This is a genomic window from Mesorhizobium sp. L103C119B0, from assembly GCF_000502235.1.
Taxonomy (GTDB): Bacteria; Pseudomonadota; Alphaproteobacteria; order Rhizobiales; family Rhizobiaceae; genus Mesorhizobium.
The window spans coordinates 1-19,334 of sequence record NZ_AYXE01000031.1; the positions used below are offsets into that span (position 1 = coordinate 1).

16 protein-coding genes are annotated in these 19,334 nt (G+C 62.0%); 14 read left to right on the plus strand and 2 right to left on the minus strand.

Translation table 11 applies throughout. The annotated features are described in order from the left end of the window. The 11 genes from X728_RS138085 to X728_RS138040 all read left to right on the plus strand — a co-directional run. On the plus strand, nucleotides 1-408 hold a 408-nt coding region (locus X728_RS138085; protein WP_023833130.1), incomplete at its 5' end, for an Hsp20 family protein. A 73-nt stretch (nucleotides 409-481) separates the two neighbouring features. Further along, nucleotides 482-949: a hypothetical protein gene (locus tag X728_RS1000000170670; protein WP_023731757.1), complete on the plus strand. Its 468-nt coding sequence runs from the start codon at nucleotides 482-484 to the stop codon at nucleotides 947-949. A 489-nt stretch (nucleotides 950-1,438) separates the two neighbouring features. Then, on the plus strand, nucleotides 1,439-1,642 hold the full coding sequence (secE, locus tag X728_RS138080) for a preprotein translocase subunit SecE (protein WP_023667439.1): 204 nt from the start codon (nucleotides 1,439-1,441) through the stop codon (nucleotides 1,640-1,642). A 27-nt stretch (nucleotides 1,643-1,669) separates the two neighbouring features. After that, nucleotides 1,670-2,197, plus strand: a complete 528-nt coding sequence (gene nusG / locus X728_RS138075; RefSeq protein WP_006333333.1) for a transcription termination/antitermination protein NusG — start codon at nucleotides 1,670-1,672, stop codon at nucleotides 2,195-2,197. Nucleotides 2,198-2,369: 172 nt separating this feature from the next. After that, the gene (rplK, locus tag X728_RS138070) at nucleotides 2,370-2,798 is read left to right on the plus strand and encodes a 50S ribosomal protein L11 (protein WP_006333334.1); all 429 of its coding nucleotides are present in this window, start codon (nucleotides 2,370-2,372) and stop codon (nucleotides 2,796-2,798) included. Between the two features lie 4 nt (nucleotides 2,799-2,802). Beyond that, complete coding sequence (rplA, locus tag X728_RS138065) at nucleotides 2,803-3,501, plus strand: 50S ribosomal protein L1 (RefSeq protein WP_023667438.1); 699 nt, start codon at nucleotides 2,803-2,805, stop codon at nucleotides 3,499-3,501. 374 nt (nucleotides 3,502-3,875) lie between these two features. Then, nucleotides 3,876-4,394: a 50S ribosomal protein L10 gene (gene rplJ, locus X728_RS138060; protein WP_023667437.1), complete on the plus strand. Its 519-nt coding sequence runs from the start codon at nucleotides 3,876-3,878 to the stop codon at nucleotides 4,392-4,394. A 54-nt stretch (nucleotides 4,395-4,448) separates the two neighbouring features. Beyond that, the gene (rplL, locus tag X728_RS138055) at nucleotides 4,449-4,826 is read left to right on the plus strand and encodes a 50S ribosomal protein L7/L12 (protein ID WP_023667436.1); all 378 of its coding nucleotides are present in this window, start codon (nucleotides 4,449-4,451) and stop codon (nucleotides 4,824-4,826) included. Nucleotides 4,827-5,074: 248 nt separating this feature from the next. After that, nucleotides 5,075-9,211 carry a DNA-directed RNA polymerase subunit beta gene (gene rpoB / locus X728_RS138050; RefSeq protein WP_023686024.1) on the plus strand — a complete coding sequence of 1,379 codons (4,137 nt, stop codon included), beginning with the start codon at nucleotides 5,075-5,077 and terminating at the stop codon, nucleotides 9,209-9,211. A gap of 147 nt (nucleotides 9,212-9,358) precedes the next feature. Beyond that, on the plus strand, nucleotides 9,359-13,555 hold the full coding sequence (gene rpoC / locus X728_RS138045; RefSeq protein WP_023667434.1) for a DNA-directed RNA polymerase subunit beta': 4,197 nt from the start codon (nucleotides 9,359-9,361) through the stop codon (nucleotides 13,553-13,555). 79 nt (nucleotides 13,556-13,634) lie between these two features. Then, nucleotides 13,635-14,300: an O-methyltransferase gene (locus X728_RS138040; protein WP_023713031.1), complete on the plus strand. Its 666-nt coding sequence runs from the start codon at nucleotides 13,635-13,637 to the stop codon at nucleotides 14,298-14,300. A 46-nt stretch (nucleotides 14,301-14,346) separates the two neighbouring features. Here X728_RS138040 and X728_RS138035 read toward each other — a convergent pair whose 3' ends face one another. Further along, a complete protein-coding gene (locus tag X728_RS138035; RefSeq protein ID WP_023833131.1) occupies nucleotides 14,347-15,282 on the minus strand; it encodes a Gfo/Idh/MocA family oxidoreductase in 936 nt (311 codons plus the stop codon). Nucleotides 15,283-15,388: 106 nt separating this feature from the next. Next, on the minus strand, nucleotides 15,389-15,670 hold the full coding sequence (locus X728_RS0136430; RefSeq protein WP_023713029.1) for a transcriptional regulator: 282 nt from the start codon (nucleotides 15,668-15,670) through the stop codon (nucleotides 15,389-15,391). Between the two features lie 484 nt (nucleotides 15,671-16,154). On the opposite strand from X728_RS0136430, the gene rpsL reads away from it, so the two are divergent. The 3 genes from rpsL to fusA all read left to right on the plus strand — a co-directional run bounded on the left by rpsL (nucleotide 16,155) and on the right by fusA (nucleotide 19,194). After that, nucleotides 16,155-16,526 carry a 30S ribosomal protein S12 gene (gene rpsL / locus X728_RS138030; protein ID WP_006333356.1) on the plus strand — a complete coding sequence of 124 codons (372 nt, stop codon included), beginning with the start codon at nucleotides 16,155-16,157 and terminating at the stop codon, nucleotides 16,524-16,526. 76 nt (nucleotides 16,527-16,602) lie between these two features. Beyond that, entirely contained in the window at nucleotides 16,603-17,073 is a 471-nt protein-coding gene (gene rpsG, locus X728_RS138025; RefSeq protein WP_023833133.1) for a 30S ribosomal protein S7, read from the plus strand. Nucleotides 17,074-17,103: 30 nt separating this feature from the next. Then, the gene (fusA, locus tag X728_RS138020) at nucleotides 17,104-19,194 is read left to right on the plus strand and encodes an elongation factor G (protein ID WP_023667430.1); all 2,091 of its coding nucleotides are present in this window, start codon (nucleotides 17,104-17,106) and stop codon (nucleotides 19,192-19,194) included. Nucleotides 19,195-19,334 lie beyond the last annotated feature (140 nt).

Below are 19,334 nucleotides of genomic sequence, written 5' to 3' on the forward strand. Positions count from 1 at the left end.
GACATGCTCGACAGCGGCACGCGTCCAGACTGGCCGCCCTATAACATCGAGAAGGTCGACGAGAACGATTACCGTATCTCGATGGCCATCGCAGGCTTCAGCCAGGATGAGGTTGAGCTGACCCAGCATGGACCCGAACTGGTCGTGGTAGGCCAGAAGGCTGATGATCAGAGCGGACGCCAGCTGCTGCACCAGGGCATCGCCTATCGCAGTTTCAGGCAGACGTTCAAGCTTGCCGACCACATGAAGATCAAGGCAGCAAACCTTGAGAACGGTCTCCTGACCATCGACATCGTCCGTGAGATTCCCGAAGAGCTGAAGCCGCGCCGCATTAGCATCGGGGCCGGCGACGCCCAGGTGGGCAAGCAGATCGCCCAGGATACGGAACGCACCCGCAAAGCGGCCTGATCGTATCGATTCAGTTATCCCTGCGGTCCGCCTCCCGGCTTCGGCCGGGAGGCCCAGATTGCGGAGAATGGAGATGGACAACTTCTACGAGACACCGACACTTTCTGCGGCACGCTCGGGCAAAATTGAAACTTCTTTGTGCCTGCTCGACAATCCAGACAACGTCATCAACCATCCACGCCTCAGCAGTGGAGAAAAGCGGGCACTGCTTTCCTCGTGGGCGTCCGATGCCTGCGCGGTGGAAAACCAGCCTGCCTTGCGCCGCCTGGACAACGGCACGGTAATCCCTGTCGACCAGATTCTGAGTGCGTTGAAGGCTCTGGATGAGAAACCCACGCTGGGGAAAGAGACTTCAGGCCGGGTGCTGCCTTGGCGACCCTCCTCGCGCCGCAGCGTTCTCAAGGCTTGGCGGCGTCGGGGCCGTTCTTTCGGCCCCGACGATGACGACGACCCGCCCCCGTGCCCGGCAGTGATCGCGCCGCGCCCACGCCCACCATGCGGAATCGGCGCAGTGGCCGGGGTCGAACTCGCCTGTGCCTAACTAACCCTGGGTTGATCCAGCTGCCTCGGCATGGGCAGCTGGATTCCAATCTTGCGTGCGCTTCATTTGGTTTCCAAAACAGCAGGTCGCAGGTTCGTCCGCAACGCCATTTCCTCGAACTTGTAGTCGCGTGCCTGATTTCCGGATCCACCTCCTGGAATTGGGGTCCGGCATTGAAAAAGGGCAGGTGGCTTGCCATATTGGGCGAACTGAGGCATAAGGCCTCGATAGCCGGGACGGGACGACTGGATGGTTCCGAGGCGGCGTTTGGTCATAAAGCGGACACTTGCCACTTGCGTGGATCAAGAATCGGTTTTATGTAGACACAACAGACACGCGACGCGTGGAGCTGGGAAGCCGGCTTTACGCGTCCGATTTGCATGGGCGAAATGGCGCTGATTCGGCGTCGACTTGAACCCAGGCGGCACGTCCCGGCCAGCGGGATCATCCAGGAGACCCGGCCAACGGGTCTTGAAGACAGAGCGGCATATGGCTTCGAAAACCACAAATCCTTTCGTCTTTCTCCAGCAGGTCCGCGCGGAAACTGCCAAGGTGACTTGGCCGTCGCGCCGGGAGACGATGATCTCGACGGTGATGGTGCTCGTATTCGCGGTCATCGCGATGATCTTTTTCTTCACCGCCGACGTGGCCATGGGCTACGCGATCGAGCGGTTACTGAGCCTCGGCCATTAAGTCCGGCGATTACGGAGAAGTCTTGAAATGACCGCGCGCTGGTACATCGTCCACGCCTATTCGAACTTCGAAAAGAAGGTCGCCGAGGACATTGAGAACAAGGCCAAGCAGAAGGGCCTGTCCGCCGATATCGAGCAGATCGTGGTGCCGACCGAGAAGGTCGTCGAAATCCGCCGCGGCCGCAAGGTCGATGCCGAGCGCAAGTTCTTTCCGGGCTATGTGCTGCTCAAGGCCAATCTGACCGATGCGGTGTTCTCGCTGGTCAAGAACACGCCGAAGGTCACCGGCTTCCTCGGTGACTCCAAGCCGGTGCCGATCACCGAAGCCGAGGCGCAGCGCATCCTGAACCAGGTTCAGGAAGGCGTCGAGCGGCCGAAGCCCTCGGTCACTTTCGAGATCGGCGAGGCGATCCGCGTTTCGGATGGTCCGTTCGCCTCGTTCAACGGTTTCGTCCAGGAAGTGGACGAGGAGCGGGCGCGGCTCAAGGTGGAAGTTTCGATCTTCGGGCGCGCCGTGCCGGTCGATCTGGAATTCGGACAGGTCGAAAAGGGCTGATCCGAAAACCCTGCGCCGGTTCGCCGGCAAGGGGAGGCGGCGCGGAAAGCGCGCGGCCATGAACGGGTGGGAGGCGAATGCGGCTTTAGCCGGCCGCGCGGACCGCACCACCAGACTGCAACCGCCGGTGTTCCCGATACTGGGGCCGGCATGAGATAAAGGCAGGAAAGAGATGGCTAAGAAAATTGCAGGCCAGCTCAAGCTCCAGGTCAAAGCGGGATCGGCTACGCCGTCTCCGCCGATCGGCCCGGCACTTGGTCAGCGCGGCATCAACATCATGGAATTCTGCAAGGCGTTCAACGCGCAGACCCAGGAAATGGAAAAGGGATCGCCGATCCCGGTCGTCATCACCTATTACCAGGACAAGTCCTTCACCTTCGTCATGAAGACGCCGCCGGTGAGCTACTTCCTGAAAAAGGCGGCGAACTTGACTTCGGGTTCGAAAGAGCCGGGCAAGATCAAGGCCGGCACGATCGGTCGCGACAAGGTGCGCGCCATCGCCGAACAGAAGATGAAGGATCTGAACGCAAACGACGTCGAGGCGGCCATGCGCATGGTCGAGGGCTCCGCCCGCTCGATGGGTCTGGAAGTGGTGGGCTGAGATCATGGCAAAGATTGCAAAGCGTGTATCGAAGTCCCGCGACGGCATCGACCCCAACAAGGCCTATGCCCTTGGTGAGGCGCTGAAGCTGCTCAAGGACCGTTCGACGGTGAAGTTCGACGAGACCATCGAAGTTGCGATGAACCTCGGCGTCGACCCGCGCCATGCCGACCAGATGGTCCGCGGCGTGGTCAACCTGCCGAACGGCACCGGCCGCTCTGTCCGCGTCGCCGTGTTCGCACGTGGCGGCAAGGCCGATGAGGCTCGCGCCGCCGGCGCCGACATCGTCGGTGCCGAGGATCTGGTCGACATCGTCCAGAAGGGCACGATCGACTTCGATCGCTGCATCGCCACGCCGGACATGATGCCGCTGGTCGGCCGTCTGGGCAAGGTGCTGGGCCCGCGCGGCATGATGCCGAACCCGAAGGTCGGCACCGTCACCACCGACGTCGCCGCCGCCGTCAAGGCATCGAAGGGCGGCGCTGTCGAGTTCCGCGTCGAGAAGGCCGGCATCGTTCATGCCGGCGTCGGCAAGGTCTCGTTCGACGTCAAGGCGCTGGAAGAAAACGTCCGCGCCTTCGCCGATGCCGTGACCAAGGCAAAGCCGGCTGGCGCCAAGGGCAACTACGTCAAGAAGGTGTCGGTCACCTCGACGATGGGCCCGGGCCTCAAGCTCGACGTCTCGACGCTCGCAGCGTCTTGATACGAACATCTGGATCGGCTGCCAAGGCGCTGATCCGCAAGTGAATTCCGGGCCTCCGACTTGTCGGCGGCCCGGTACCGGAAGTCGAGAGGCTTCCGGACATCCTGTCCGAGATTGCAGGCGGCCCAGAAGCCTTAATTGAACTAGGCCTGCATGAGACGGGTGAAAACCGGACAACGGAGCGACAAGCTCCAATGAAAGGTTCGAACCGTGTTTGCCTTTTGTCTGCGCATCTCCGGCTTGCCGTCGATGTGGCGAAAGGGGGCAGGATCCTCGAGCGTCGTTCGGGAGATCTGTAATGGATGGCCCGGCCGGCAAAAAGGCAACCCGACGCCTGTCCCACTAGCGGGGCAGGGGTCAACTGGAGATAGGCAGTGGACAGAGCGGAAAAACGCGAACTCGTCACGGGCCTGAATGGTGCCTTTGCAGGCGCTGGTTCAGTCGTCGTGGCCCACTACGCCGGTATCACCGTCGCGCAAATGAACGACCTTCGGTCGAAAATGCGCGCTGCCGGTGGCACCGTCAAAGTCGCGAAGAACCGTCTCGCCAAAATCGCTCTTCAGGGCACGGACTCCGCATCGATCATCGACCTGTTCAAGGGACAGACGCTGATCGCTTATTCGGAGGATCCGATTGCGGCGCCGAAGGTCGCGTCCGATTTCGCCAAGGGAAATGACAAGTTGGTCATTCTCGGCGGCGCAATGGGCACCACCTCGCTCAACGCCGACGGTGTGAAGGCACTCGCCACACTTCCGTCGCTCGATGAGTTGCGCGCCAGGCTGGTTGGCATGATCGCCACGCCGGCAACCCGGATCGCCCAGATCGTCAATGCGCCAGCGGCTTCGGTCGCGCGCGTCATCGGCGCTTACGCCCGGAAGGACGAGGCGGCATGAGGCCGTTCCTCGCTATCACAAACACACGTTCGAACCTGATGAAGGAATACAACAATGGCTGATCTGGCAAAGATCGTAGACGACCTTTCGAAGCTGACCGTCCTCGAGGCGGCCGAGCTGTCGAAGCTTCTGGAAGAAAAGTGGGGCGTTTCGGCTGCTGCTCCGGTGGCGGTTGCCGCTGCCGGCGGCGCTGCCGCTGCTGCTGCTCCGGCTGAGGAAAAGACGGAATTCGACGTCGTCCTCACCGAGGCAGGCGCTCAGAAGATCAACGTCATCAAGGAAGTCCGCGCCATCACCGGCCTGGGCCTCAAGGAAGCCAAGGATCTGGTCGAAGCAGCTCCGAAGCCGGTCAAGGAAGCCGTTTCCAAGGCTGACGCTGAGAAGTTCAAGGCCCAGCTGGAAGCAGCCGGCGCCAAGGTCGACCTGAAGTAAGCGTAAAAGCGGCGGGCGGCCTCGCGCCGTCCGCCACTCCCTTCATCAGAGGGGAGGATGCGTAGCGCGAGATGTACGAGAACCTCTTTCCTGAGGGCCGAAACCGGCCTTCAGGAAACGGGTTTTCTCCCGTTTTAGCCGTCGCCGCCAGGCGGCGGGAAACAGATCAGGGGCCGCCGCCGAGGTGGCCGCGCATGCAAGGTGAGCCGCGGCGAGGCTCGCCCCGAGTTTATAGCTAAGGAGCGACGATGGCCCAGACCCAGACTTTCAATGGCCGCAGACGCGTACGCAAGTTCTTCGGAAAGATTCCGGAAGTTGCGGAGATGCCGAACCTGATCGAGGTTCAAAAAGCATCCTATGACCAGTTCCTAATGGTGGCGGAGCCCAAGGGTGGGCGTCCGGACGAGGGACTGCAGGCCGTTTTCAAGTCGGTTTTCCCGATCTCCGATTTCTCCGGCTCCTCGATGCTGGAGTTCGTGAAGTACGAGTTCGAAGGACCGAAATTCGACGTTGACGAATGCCGTCAGCGCGACCTGACCTATGCCGCGCCACTCAAGGTGACGCTGCGCCTCATCGTGTTCGATATCGACGAGGATACCGGCGCAAAGTCGATCAAGGACATCAAGGAGCAGGACGTCTATATGGGCGACATGCCGCTCATGACGCTCAACGGCACCTTCATCGTTAACGGCACCGAGCGCGTCATCGTCTCGCAGATGCACCGTTCGCCGGGCGTCTTCTTCGACCATGACAAGGGCAAGTCGCACTCCTCGGGCAAGCTTCTGTTTGCTGCACGCGTCATTCCCTATCGCGGTTCGTGGCTCGACATCGAATTCGATTCCAAGGACGTCGTGCACGCTCGCATCGACCGCCGCCGCAAGATTCCGGTGACGTCGCTCTTGATGGCGCTCGGCATGGACGGCGAAGAGATCCTGTCGACCTTCTACAACAAGATCACCTACAAGCGCGCCGGCGACCACTGGCGCATCCCGTTCAACGTCGAGCGTTTCCGCGGCCTCAAGGCCGTTGGCGACCTCGTCGATGCCGATACCGGCGAAGTTGTCGTTGAGGCCGGCAAGAAGATCACCGCCCGCCAGGCAAGAGCGCTTGGCGAAAAGGGTCTGAAGGCGATCAAGGCGACCGACGAGGATCTGCTCGGCAATTACCTGGCAGAGGACATCGTCAACTACGGCACCGGGGAGATTTTCCTCGAAGCCGGCGACGAGATTGACGAAAAGACGCTGAAGGTGCTGCTCGGCACGGGCGAAAGCGAGATCAAGGTTCTCGACATCGACCACGTCAATGTCGGCGCCTACATCCGCAATACGCTCAACGTCGACAAGAACGAGAGCCGCCAGGACGCACTGTTCGACATCTACCGTGTCATGCGCCCGGGCGAGCCGCCGACGCTTGAAACCGCCGAAGCCATGTTCAACTCGCTGTTCTTCGACTCGGAGCGCTACGACCTGTCGGCCGTCGGCCGCGTCAAGATGAACATGCGCCTCGAGCTCAAGGCTGAGGATACCGTGCGCGTGCTGCGCAAGGACGACATCCTGGCCGTGGTCAAGACGCTGGTCGAGCTGCGCGACGGCAAGGGCGAGATCGACGACATCGACAATCTCGGCAACCGCCGCGTGCGTTCTGTCGGCGAGCTGATGGAGAACCAATACCGCGTTGGCCTGCTGCGCATGGAGCGCGCGATCAAGGAACGTATGTCCTCGATCGAGATCGATACGGTGATGCCGCAGGACCTGATCAACGCCAAGCCGGCGGCTGCCGCCGTGCGCGAGTTCTTCGGTTCCTCGCAGCTGTCGCAGTTCATGGATCAGACCAACCCGCTGTCGGAGATCACCCACAAGCGCCGCCTGTCGGCACTTGGCCCGGGCGGTCTGACCCGCGAGCGCGCCGGCTTCGAAGTGCGCGACGTGCACCCGACGCATTACGGCCGCATCTGCCCGATCGAGACGCCGGAAGGCCCGAACATCGGTCTGATCAACTCGCTGGCGACCTTCGCGCGCGTCAACAAGTACGGCTTCATCGAAAGCCCGTACCGCAAGATCGTCAACGGCAAGCTGACCAATGAGGTCGTCTATCTCTCCGCTATGGAAGAGTCCAAGCACCACGTCGCGCAGGCCAATGCCGAGCTCGACAAGAATGGTGGTTTCGTCGACGAATTCGTCATTTGCCGCAGCGCCGGCGAAGTGATGATGGCGCCGCGCGAAAACGTCGATCTGATGGACGTGTCGCCCAAGCAGATGGTGTCCGTGGCCGCGGCGCTGATCCCGTTCCTCGAGAACGACGACGCCAACCGCGCGCTGATGGGCTCCAACATGCAGCGTCAGGCCGTGCCGCTGGTGCGCGCCGAAGCGCCGTTCGTCGGCACCGGCATGGAGCCGATCGTTGCCCGTGACTCGGGTGCCGCCATCGGCGCCCGCCGCGGCGGCATCGTCGACCAGGTGGACGCGACGCGTATCGTCATCCGCGCCACGGAAGATCTCGATCCCGGCAAGTCTGGCGTCGACATCTACCGGCTGATGAAGTTCCAGCGTTCGAACCAGAACACCTGCATCAACCAGCGTCCGCTGGTGCGCATGGGCGACCGCGTCAACAAGGGCGACATCATCGCCGACGGTCCGTCGACCGAGCTCGGCGATCTGGCGCTCGGCCGCAACGTGCTGGTCGCGTTCATGCCGTGGAACGGCTACAACTACGAGGACTCGATCCTGCTCTCCGAGCGCATCGTGGCCGACGACGTCTTCACCTCGATCCACATCGAGGAATTCGAGGTCATGGCCCGCGACACCAAGCTTGGACCGGAGGAAATCACACGCGACATTCCGAACGTTTCGGAAGAAGCGCTGAAGAACCTCGACGAAGCCGGCATCGTCTATATCGGCGCGGAAGTGCAGCCGGGCGACATCCTGGTCGGCAAGATCACGCCGAAGGGCGAAAGCCCGATGACGCCGGAAGAAAAGCTCCTGCGCGCCATCTTCGGTGAAAAGGCGTCCGACGTTCGCGACACCTCGATGCGCATGCCTCCGGGCACCTTCGGCACCGTCGTCGAAGTGCGCGTCTTCAACCGCCACGGCGTCGAGAAGGACGAGCGCGCCATGGCGATCGAACGCGAGGAGATCGAACGCCTCGCCAAGGACCGCGACGACGAGCAGGCGATCCTCGACCGCAACGTCTATTCGCGCCTTTCCGACGTTCTCGTCGGCAAGGAAGCGATTGCCGGGCCGAAGGGCTTCAAGAAGGGCTCGAAGCTGTCGAAGGACACGCTTGACGAGTATCCACGTTCGCAGTGGTGGCAGTTTGCGGTGGAGAACGAAAAGCTCCAGAGCGAACTGGAAGCCCTGCGTGGCCAGTACGACGATTCCAAGAAGGCGCTCGAGCAGCGCTTCATGGACAAGGTCGAGAAGGTCCAGCGCGGCGACGAAATGCCTCCGGGCGTCATGAAGATGGTCAAGGTCTTCGTGGCCGTGAAGCGCAAGATGCAGCCGGGCGACAAGATGGCGGGACGTCACGGCAACAAGGGTGTCGTGTCGCGCATCGTTCCGGTCGAGGACATGCCTTTCCTCGAGGACGGCACGCATGCCGATATCGTGCTCAACCCGCTGGGTGTGCCGAGCCGCATGAATGTCGGCCAGATCCTGGAAACGCATCTGGGCTGGGCATGCGCGGGCATGGGCAAGAAGATCGGCGAGCTGATCGACGCGTACAAGACGGCTGGAGACATCAAGCCGTTGCGCAAGACGCTTGAGAGCTTCATCCCAGCCAACGACCGCAACGAGCCGGTCCGCGAATATGACGACGAGAGCATCGTTCGCCTCAGCGAGCAGATGCGCCGCGGCGTCTCTATCGCGACACCGGTGTTCGACGGCGCGCATGAAGTCGACATCAACATCATGCTGGAGCAGGCGGGCCTGCACACCAGCGGTCAGTCGCAGCTCTATGACGGACGCACCGGCGAGCCGTTCGATCGCAAGGTGACGATGGGCTATATCTATATGCTCAAGCTTCACCACCTGGTGGACGACAAGATCCACGCGCGTTCGATCGGTCCGTACTCGCTCGTTACCCAGCAGCCGCTGGGCGGCAAGGCGCAGTTCGGTGGCCAGCGCTTCGGCGAAATGGAGGTCTGGGCGCTGGAAGCCTATGGCGCCGCCTACACGCTGCAGGAAATGCTGACGGTGAAGTCGGACGATGTCGCCGGCCGCACCAAGGTCTACGAGGCGATCGTGCGCGGCGACGACACGTTCGAGGCCGGCATTCCCGAGAGCTTCAACGTGCTCGTCAAGGAAATGCGGTCTCTCGGCCTCAATGTCGAGCTGGAGAACACCAAGCTCGACGACAACCCTGTCCGGCTGCCAGATGCTGCCGAATAGGGGCGCGGCCGAGTAAGCAAGACATCCGGTCGCGGAACGCCGCGACCGGATGCAACAAATTCTACGGCCAGTGGGCCGACCACTCAGCGGGCATTTGGCCCGCGTTAGAGGCAAGGGGTTTTCGAGGACCCCGAAAAGGAGAACGGCATGAACCAAGAGGTCATGAATCTCTTCAATCCGCAGGCGCCGGCGCAGGTGTTCGATTCCATCCGGATATCGCTCGCCAGCCCTGAGAAGATTCTGTCCTGGTCGTTCGGCGAGATCAAGAAGCCGGAGACCATCAACTACCGCACCTTCAAGCCGGAGCGTGACGGTCTGTTCTGCGCGCGCATTTTTGGCCCGATCAAGGACTATGAATGCCTGTGCGGCAAGTACAAGCGCATGAAGTACAAGGGCGTCATCTGCGAAAAGTGCGGCGTCGAAGTCACGCTGTCGCGCGTTCGCCGCGAACGCATGGGCCACATCGAGCTGGCGGCACCTGTCGCTCACATCTGGTTCCTGAAGTCGCTGCCGTCGCGCATCGGCACACTGCTCGACATGACGCTGAAGGACATCGAGCGCGTCCTCTACTTCGAGAACTACATCGTCACCGAGCCTGGCCTCACCGCGCTGAAGGAGCACCAACTGCTCAGCGAGGAAGAGTACATGATCGCCGTCGACGAATATGGCGAGGATTCGTTCACCGCCATGATCGGCGCCGAGGCCATTCATGACCTTCTGGCCGGCATGGACCTGGAGAAGATCGCCGGCGACCTGCGTTCGGAACTGGCTTCGACCACGTCCGAGCTGAAGCAGAAGAAGTATCTGAAGCGACTCAAGGTCGTCGAGAACTTCATGGAGTCCGGCAACCGTCCGGAATGGATGATCATGAAGGTGGTTCCGGTGATCCCGCCGGACCTGCGCCCGCTGGTTCCTCTGGATGGTGGACGTTTCGCGACGTCCGACCTGAACGATCTCTATCGCCGCGTCATCAACCGCAACAACCGTCTGAAGCGGCTGATCGAGCTGCGCGCCCCCGGCATCATCGTGCGCAATGAAAAGCGCATGCTGCAGGAAGCCGTCGATGCGCTGTTCGACAACGGCCGTCGCGGCCGCGTCATCACCGGCGCCAACAAGCGTCCGCTGAAGTCGCTGTCCGACATGTTGAAGGGCAAGCAGGGCCGGTTCCGCCAGAACCTGCTCGGCAAGCGCGTCGACTATTCGGGCCGTTCGGTCATCGTCACCGGTCCGGAGCTCAAGCTGCACCAGTGCGGCCTGCCGAAGAAGATGGCGCTCGAACTGTTCAAGCCGTTCATCTACGCCCGCCTCGACGCCAAGGGGTTCTCCTCGACCGTCAAGCAGGCCAAGAAGCTGGTCGAGAAGGAGCGTCCGGAAGTCTGGGATATCCTCGACGAGGTCATCCGCGAGCATCCGGTGCTCTTGAACCGTGCACCGACGCTGCACCGCCTCGGCATCCAGGCGTTCGAGCCGATCCTGATCGAAGGCAAGGCGATCCAGCTGCATCCGCTGGTCTGCACGGCCTTCAACGCCGACTTCGACGGCGACCAGATGGCCGTTCACGTGCCGCTCTCGTTGGAAGCGCAGCTTGAAGCCCGCGTGCTGATGATGTCGACCAACAACATCCTGCACCCGGCTTCCGGCGCGCCGATCATCGTGCCTTCGCAGGACATGGTCCTGGGTCTCTACTATCTCTCGATCGTCAATCAGAACGAGCCGGGCGAAGGCATGGTGTTTGCCGACATGGGCGAACTCCAGCACGCGCTCGAGACCAAGGCGGTGACGCTGCACTCCAAGATCAAGGGTCGTTTCCGCACGGTCGACGCCGAAGGCAAGGTCGTGTCGAAAATCTACGACACCACGCCTGGCCGCATGATCATCGGCGAGCTGCTGCCGAAGAACGTCAATGTGCCTTACGAGACGGCCAACCAGGAGATGACCAAGAAGAACATCTCCAAGATGATCGACACCGTCTACCGCCACTGCGGTCAGAAGGAGACGGTCATTTTCTGCGACCGCATCATGGCCCTCGGCTTCAGCCACGCCTGCCGCGCCGGCATTTCGTTCGGCAAGGACGACATGCTGATCCCGGACGCCAAGATCAAGCTGGTTTCCGACACCGAGGCTTTGGCCAAGGAATACGAGCAGCAGTACAATGACGGCCTGATCACGCAGGGCGAGAAGTACAACAAGGTCGTCGACGCCTGGGCGAAGTGCTCGGAAAAGGTCGCCGACGAGATGATGGCCCGCATCAAGGCCGTCGAGTTCGAGGACAGTGGCCGTCAAAAGCCGATGAACTCGATCTACATGATGTCGCATTCGGGTGCGCGTGGTTCGCCCACCCAGATGCGTCAGCTCGCCGGCATGCGCGGCCTGATGGCAAAGCCCTCGGGTGAAATCATCGAGACGCCGATCATCTCGAACTTCAAGGAAGGCCTGACCGTGCTCGAGTACTTCAACTCGACCCACGGCGCCCGCAAGGGTCTGGCCGACACCGCCTTGAAGACGGCGAACTCGGGCTACCTCACCCGTCGTCTGGTCGACGTGGCGCAGGACTGCATCGTCAACTCCGTGGATTGCGGCACCGACAAGGGCCTCACCATGCAGCCGATCGTCGATGCCGGTCAGGTCGTCGCTTCGGTCGGCCAGCGCGTGCTGGGCCGCACCTCGCTCGACGACATCACGCATCCGGTTTCGGGTGAGGTTCTGGTCAAGGCCGGAACGCTGATGGACGAACGTGACGTGGAAAAGATCGAAAAGGCCGGCGTGCAGTCGGTCCGCATTCGCTCGGCACTGACCTGCGAGGTCAGGATCGGCGTCTGTGCGGTCTGCTACGGACGCGATCTTGCCCGCGGCACCCCGGTCAACCAGGGCGAAGCCGTCGGCGTTATCGCGGCGCAGTCAATCGGCGAGCCGGGGACCCAGCTCACCATGCGTACCTTCCACATGGGCGGTACGGCGCAGGTGGTGGACAGCTCGTTCCTTGAAGCCTCGTATGAGGGCAAGGTCGAGATCCGCAACCGCAACGTGGTGCGCAACTCGGACGGCCAGCAGATGGTCATGGGCCGCAACATGGCGGTGCTGATCCTCGACGAAGCCGGCAAGGAGCGTGCCTCGCATCGCCTTACCTATGGTTCGCGCATCTTCGTGGACGATGGCGACAAGGTGAAGCGCGGCCAGCGTATCGCCGAATGGGATCCCTATACCCGCCCCGTCCTCACCGAAATCGAGGGCAAGGTGTCGTACGAGGATCTGGTCGACGGCATTTCAGTTCAGGAAACGGCCGACGAATCGACCGGCATCACCAAGCGCGAGGTCATCGACTGGCGCTCGACGCCACGCGGCAACGACCTCAAGCCGGCGATCGCGATCCTTGACCCCAAGGGCAAGGTCGGCAAGCTGTCGAAGGGCGGCGACGCCCGCTTCCTGCTCTCGGTCGAGGCCATTCTTTCGGTCGAGCCGGGTTCGCAGGTTCGTCCCGGCGACGTTTTGGCGCGTATCCCGATGGAAAGCGCCAAGACCAAGGATATCACCGGTGGTCTGCCGCGTGTTGCCGAACTGTTCGAGGCACGTCGTCCGAAGGATCACGCCATCATCGCCGAGATCGATGGCACGATCCGCTTCGGCCGCGACTACAAGAACAAGCGCCGCATCATCATCGAGCCGCATGACTCGACGCTTGAGCCGGTCGAATACCTGATCCCGAAGGGCAAGCCGTTCCATCTCCAGGACGGCGACGTCATCGAGAAGGGCGACTACATCCTCGACGGCAATCCGGCGCCGCACGACATCCTGGCGATCAAGGGCGTGGAAGCACTTGCTTCCTACCTCGTGAACGAAATCCAGGAAGTCTACCGTCTGCAGGGCGTGTCGATCAACGACAAGCATATCGAGGTGATCGTTCGCCAGATGCTGCAGAAGGTCGAGATCACGGTGCAGGGCGACTCGACCTACATTCCGGGCGACCACGTCGACGTGATCGAACTGGAAGAGGTCAACGAGCGCCTGGTCGAGGACGGCAAGAAGCCGGCCGAAGGCCAGCCAGTGCTGCTGGGCATAACCAAGGCCTCGCTGCAGACGCCGTCCTTCATCTCGGCCGCCTCCTTCCAGGAGACGACCAGGGTGCTGACCGAAGCTGCGGTTGCCGGCAAGACCGACATGCTGCAGGGCCTGAAGGAAAACGTCATCGTCGGCCGGCTGATCCCGGCCGGTACCGGCGGCACGATGAGCCAGATCCGGCGCATCGCCACCTCGCGCGACGAACTGATCATCGACGAGCGCCGCAAGGCCTCCGGTGTCGAGGTCGCCGAGCCGATGCTGACCGACATGGTCAACGCCGCGCAGTAAGCGCGGTAGGACGAGAAGAAGGAAGGGGGCCCCAGCGGCCCCTTTTCGCGTTTTGACCCCTAATCGAATCGAGGAAAACATGAGCAAGAAGGTTTGGACTGACGTCGACGACTACATCGTTTCCTCTCTCTTCGAAGCAGATCCCATCCTCGAAGCGGTGCTTGCGGCCAACCGCGACCAGGGCCTGCCGGCCATCGACGTATCGCCGGCGCAGGGCAAGCTGCTGTCGCTGCTGGTCCGCATCAGCGGCGCCAGGAAGGTGCTGGAGATCGGCACGCTTGGCGGCTACTCGACCATCTGGATGGCAAGGGGATTGCCCGTCGGCGGCAAGATCGTGACGCTCGAACTCGAGCCGCATCATGCAAAAGTCGCGCACTCGAATCTTGAGCGGGCAGGGGTGTCGGACAAGGTCGAACTCAGGATCGGCCCCGCGCTTCAGTCGCTTGAGACGCTGGCTGCCGAAAATGCCGGTCCGTTCGATCTGATCTTCATCGACGCGGACAAGCCGAACAACCCGAATTATCTGTCATGGGCCATGCGCCTGTCGCGGCCGGGGACGGTCATCATCTGCGACAACGTCATCCGCGACGGCACCGTGCTCAACGACGATGGCCGTGATGCCTATGTCGAAGGCGCACGCGGTGCGTTTTCCTTCATCGGCGGCGACAAGCGCCTGGACGGCACCGCCATCCAGACCGTCGGCGCCAAAGGCTATGACGGGTTTGCGATTGCGATCGTCGAGTAAGGCTGCATGGCGAGTGTCCAGACTGCGGTCCGGCAGAACTCACCGCTCAATCGAAGAACGCTTCCACCACATTGCGCTTGCCGAGCATGAAGGCGTCGGCCACGTGCTGCAGGGGTGCCAAATCGACATCGGAGACGCCGTCGCGTACGATTTCAGCGAAGCGCCGGTAAAGCTGGGGATATTCGGCCTCCGGCTCGTCGTGAACCACCTTGCCGTCGATGGCGAGCTTGGTGCCGCCGCCGGACAGCACCATCTTGCCCTTGTCGGTGTCCGCCCGGATGTCCCAGCTCTGTGGTCCCGTCTGCAGCCAGTCGAGCTCCATGGTCACCGGCAACCCATCCGAGGTGCGGAAGGTCACGTGGGCCGCCACAGGCGAGGCGCGGTTTTCCGGAAAGTCGAGGACGGCCGAGGTGATGAACATCGCCGGCAGGATGTGGGTTGCGATCGACAGTGCGTTGATGCCGGGATCGAAGACGCCGAAACCTCCCGGCGCCCAGATCCAATCCTGGTTCGGGTGCCAGCGGCGGACATCTTCCTTCCAGACGATGGCGGCCGAGTTGACCTTGGCGGACGCCAGGAAGGCGCGCGCGGCCTCCACTGCCGGCGCGTAGCGCGAATGCCAGCTGGCGAACAGTGAAACGCCATTGGCTGCCGCCAGCCGCTTCAGGTCCTCGACCTCACTGACAGTGGCGCCCGGCGGCTTCTCCAGGAAAACATGCTTCTTCGCAATCAGCGCCGTGCGTGCCGCGTCGTAGCGGAACTGCGGCGGCATGCACAGCGACACGGCCTCGAGTTCCGGCACCGCGTCGAGCATCGCCTCAATGGTCGGAAAATTCGGGATGCCGTCCACCTTGCCGTGCCGGCTGGCGGCGGCGATGAGGCGGTAGTCCGCATCCTTCGCCACTGCCGGCAGATGCTGGTCGCGCACGATCTTGCCGACGCCGACGATGCCGAGCTTGATGGGACCATTGTTCGAGGGCATGGGAACTCCGCGGATTCGAATTTGGCTGGTTAAGTCGCCCGGTTCTTAGCAGAGAACCGGTGCCGGGCAAGCCGGCGCGGTGACAGGCGCAAGCAGCCGGCGACGCTCAGAGCGGAACCTCGAACGTAACGATCGACACTTCGCCTTCGAGCGCGCCCTGGAAGGCCGACAGATGCGGCTCCTCGTCGGGTACGCCCTCCATATCGCCGATCTGGTCGAGCTCAGCTTCGGCATAGCCTTCGGCGGCGAGCGATTCGAGCGCCCGGCGCACGGCCGAATCGTCGTCGGGCGCGACCAGCATCACATGCACGCCTTCCGGCTTGCCGCCCTTCTTTTTCCAGACGCGGCCGGTGATGATGGTGACCGGGCGCTCCTCATTGTCGTTCACGGGCTGATTCCTTTTGAGACGGGTGCGGGCGAGGGGATTTGCGCTGTCCATGGCGCCTTTTGCCATGAAGAACCCGCGCATGACAGCCAAAAGCCGGTCAGCGCGGGTCACTTTCTTCCTCTGCCTTGCAAAATGAAGAAAGAAAATTACATGCGTCTTTCACATGGCTGCCAAGCCGTCGTCAGCGCGCAATATTTGGCGTGCCGGGGTTGACGGTTCACGGTCTTGCGAGTAGAAGCCGCCCAGTCAGAACCGATGTGAGGCTCTCCCTTCCGAAGCGACACGCTTTGGAGTTTGCCTCAAACAGGGTTCGTTTTACGAGCGAAAAGACATTTCCGGCGCGCATGAAGCGGTTCCCGCTTCCTCTGCATTTTGTTCGGGCAGGACCGCGAGGCGCGGTTTATGGCCCGAATTTGCGTATGGAATTGGCGCTTTGAGCGGCCCTGACCGGGCGAGACACGGAATTGAGAGACAAGAGGGTTTAATGCCTACCGTCAACCAGCTGATCCGCAAGCCGCGCATTGCGCCGGTGAAGCGCAACAAGGTCCCGGCCATGCAGCAGAACCCGCAGAAGCGGGGCGTCTGCACGCGCGTCTATACAACGACGCCGAAGAAGCCGAACTCGGCACTGCGCAAGGTGGCCAAGATCCGCCTGACCAACGGCTTTGAAGTGATCGGCTACATCCCCGGCGAAGGCCACAACCTTCAGGAACACTCCGTGGTCATGATCCGCGGCGGCCGCGTCAAGGATCTTCCGGGCGTGCGCTACCACATCATCCGCGGCGTGCTCGACACGCAGGGCGTGAAGAACCGCAAGCAGCGCCGTTCGAAGTACGGCGCCAAGCGTCCGAAGTAAGGGGCGTCCGAAGTAAGATTTTCCGGCCCTGGCGCTGCTTGAATGCGTCGGGCTACGAGATTGAGAGACAAAAGCCATGTCGCGTCGTCACAATGCAGAAAAGCGTGAGATCAATCCGGACCCGAAGTTCGGCGATCTGATCGTCACCAAGTTCATGAACGCCGTCATGTATGACGGCAAGAAGTCGGTTGCCGAGACCATCGTCTACGGTGCGCTCGACCAGGTTCAGTCGAAGACCAAGCAGGAGCCGGTCACCGTCTTCCATCAGGCGCTCGACAATGTCGCGCCGCATGTGGAAGTCCGGTCGCGCCGCGTCGGCGGCGCCACCTACCAGGTTCCGGTCGATGTGCGCCCCGAGCGCCGCCAGGCCCTGGCGATCCGCTGGCTGATTGCAGCTGCGCGCAACCGCAACGAGACCACCATGGTCGACCGCCTCTCCGGCGAGCTGATGGACGCGGCCAATAACCGCGGCACCGCCGTGAAGAAGCGTGAAGACACCCACAAGATGGCAGAAGCCAACCGCGCTTTCGCGCACTACCGCTGGTAAAGCGCGAACGAGACTGAGAAGGCATCCACGATGGCCCGCGAATACAAAATCGAAGACTACCGCAATTTCGGTATCATGGCGCATATTGACGCCGGCAAGACGACGACCACCGAGCGCGTCCTCTATTACACGGGCAAGTCGCACAAGATCGGCGAAGTCCACGACGGCGCTGCCACCATGGATTGGATGGAGCAGGAGCAGGAGCGCGGCATCACCATCACGTCCGCCGCCACCACGACCTTCTGGAAGGGTCGCAGCGGCAAGATGTACCGCTTCAACATCATCGACACTCCCGGACACGTCGACTTCACCATCGAAGTCGAGCGTTCGCTGCGCGTGCTCGACGGCGCCATTGCGCTGCTCGATGCCAATGCCGGTGTCGAGCCGCAGACCGAGACTGTCTGGCGCCAGGCCGACAAGTATAAAGTTCCGCGGATGATCTTCTGCAACAAGATGGACAAGATCGGCGCCGACTTCTACCGCTCGGTCGAGATGATCGGCTCGCGTCTTGGTGCGCATGCCGTCGTCATGCAGCTGCCGATCGGCGCTGAGACCGAGTTCAAGGGTGTCGTCGATCTCGTCGAGATGAACGCGCTGGTCTGGCGCGACGAGACGCTGGGCGCTGCCTGGGACGTCGTCGAGATCCCGGCCGACCTGCAGGCTCGCGCCGAAGAATACCGCGAGAAGATGATCGAAGCCGCTGTCGAAATGGACGAGACGGCACTCGAGAATTACCTCGAAGGCAAGATGCCGTCGAATGACGAGATCCGCGCGCTGATCCGCAAGGGCACCATCGCGGTCAAGTTCTACCCGATGTTCTGTGGCTCGGCCTTCAAGAACAAGGGCGTGCAGCCGCTGCTCGACGCCGTCGTCGAATACCTGCCGTCGCCGGCCGATGTTCCCGCCATCAAGGGCGTGGACGCCAAGACCGACGCCGAGATCGAGCGTCATGCCGACGACAACGAGCCGCTGTCGATGCTGGCCTTCAAGATCATGAACGACCCGTTCGTCGGCTCGCTGACCTTTGCCCGCATCTATTCGGGCAAGCTGACCAAGGGCATCTCGGTCGACAACACCGTCAAGGGCAAGAAAGAGCGCATCGGCCGCATGCTGCAGATGCATGCGAATTCGCGCGCCGACGTCGAAGAAGCCTTTGCCGGCGACATCGTCGCTCTGGCTGGCCTCAAGGACACGACCACCGGCGACACGCTCAGCGATCCGCTGCACCCGGTCATCCTCGAGCGCATGGAATTCCCCGATCCGGTCATCCAGATCGCCATCGAGCCGAAGACCAAGAACGACCAGGAAAAGATGGGCCTCGCCCTTCACCGCCTGGCCGCCGAGGATCCGTCCTTCCGCGTCAAGACCGACGAGGAAAGCGGCCAGACCATCATTTCGGGCATGGGCGAGCTTCACCTCGACATCATCGTCGACCGCATGCGTCGCGAGTTCAAGGTCGAGGCCAATGTCGGCGCGCCGCAGGTGGCTTACCGCGAGACCATCACCCGCAGGCACGAGCAGGACTACACCCACAAGAAGCAGACCGGCGGTACCGGTCAGTTCGCCCGCGTCAAGATCGTGTTCGAACCGAACCCGGAAAGCTCGGAGTTCGAGTTCGAGACCAAGATCGTCGGCGGTGCGGTTCCCAAGGAATACATCCCGGGTGTCGAAAAGGGCATCAACAGCGTCATGTCGTCGGGTCCGTTCGCGGGGTTCCCGATGATCGGCGTCAAGGCGACGCTTATCGACGGCGCTTACCATGATGTTGACTCCAGCGTCCTGGCCTTCGAAATCGCCGGCCGCGCCTGTTTCCGTGAAGCCGCACCCAAGCTTGGCGTGCAGCTGCTCGAGCCGATCATGAAGGTCGAAGTCGTGACGCCGGAAGACTATGTCGGCAGCGTCATCGGCGACCTGAACGGCCGTCGCGGCCAGATCCAGGGCCAGGAAGCGCGTGGCGTGGCTGTCGTCATCAACGCGATGGTGCCGCTGGCCAACATGTTCAAGTACGTCGACAACCTGCGCTCGATGAGCCAGGGCCGCGCGGCCTACACGATGCAGTTCGATCACTATGAGCCTGTGCCGACTGCGGTCGCCCAGGAAGTCCAGAAGAAATACGCGTAACCTGAACGGGTTGCATCGGTAACTTAATTCAAGGCCCGTACGGGCGAGCAGATTGGAGACATCACATGGCAAAAGGTAAATTCGAGCGTAACAAGCCTCATGTGAACATTGGCACGATTGGCCACGTCGATCATGGCAAG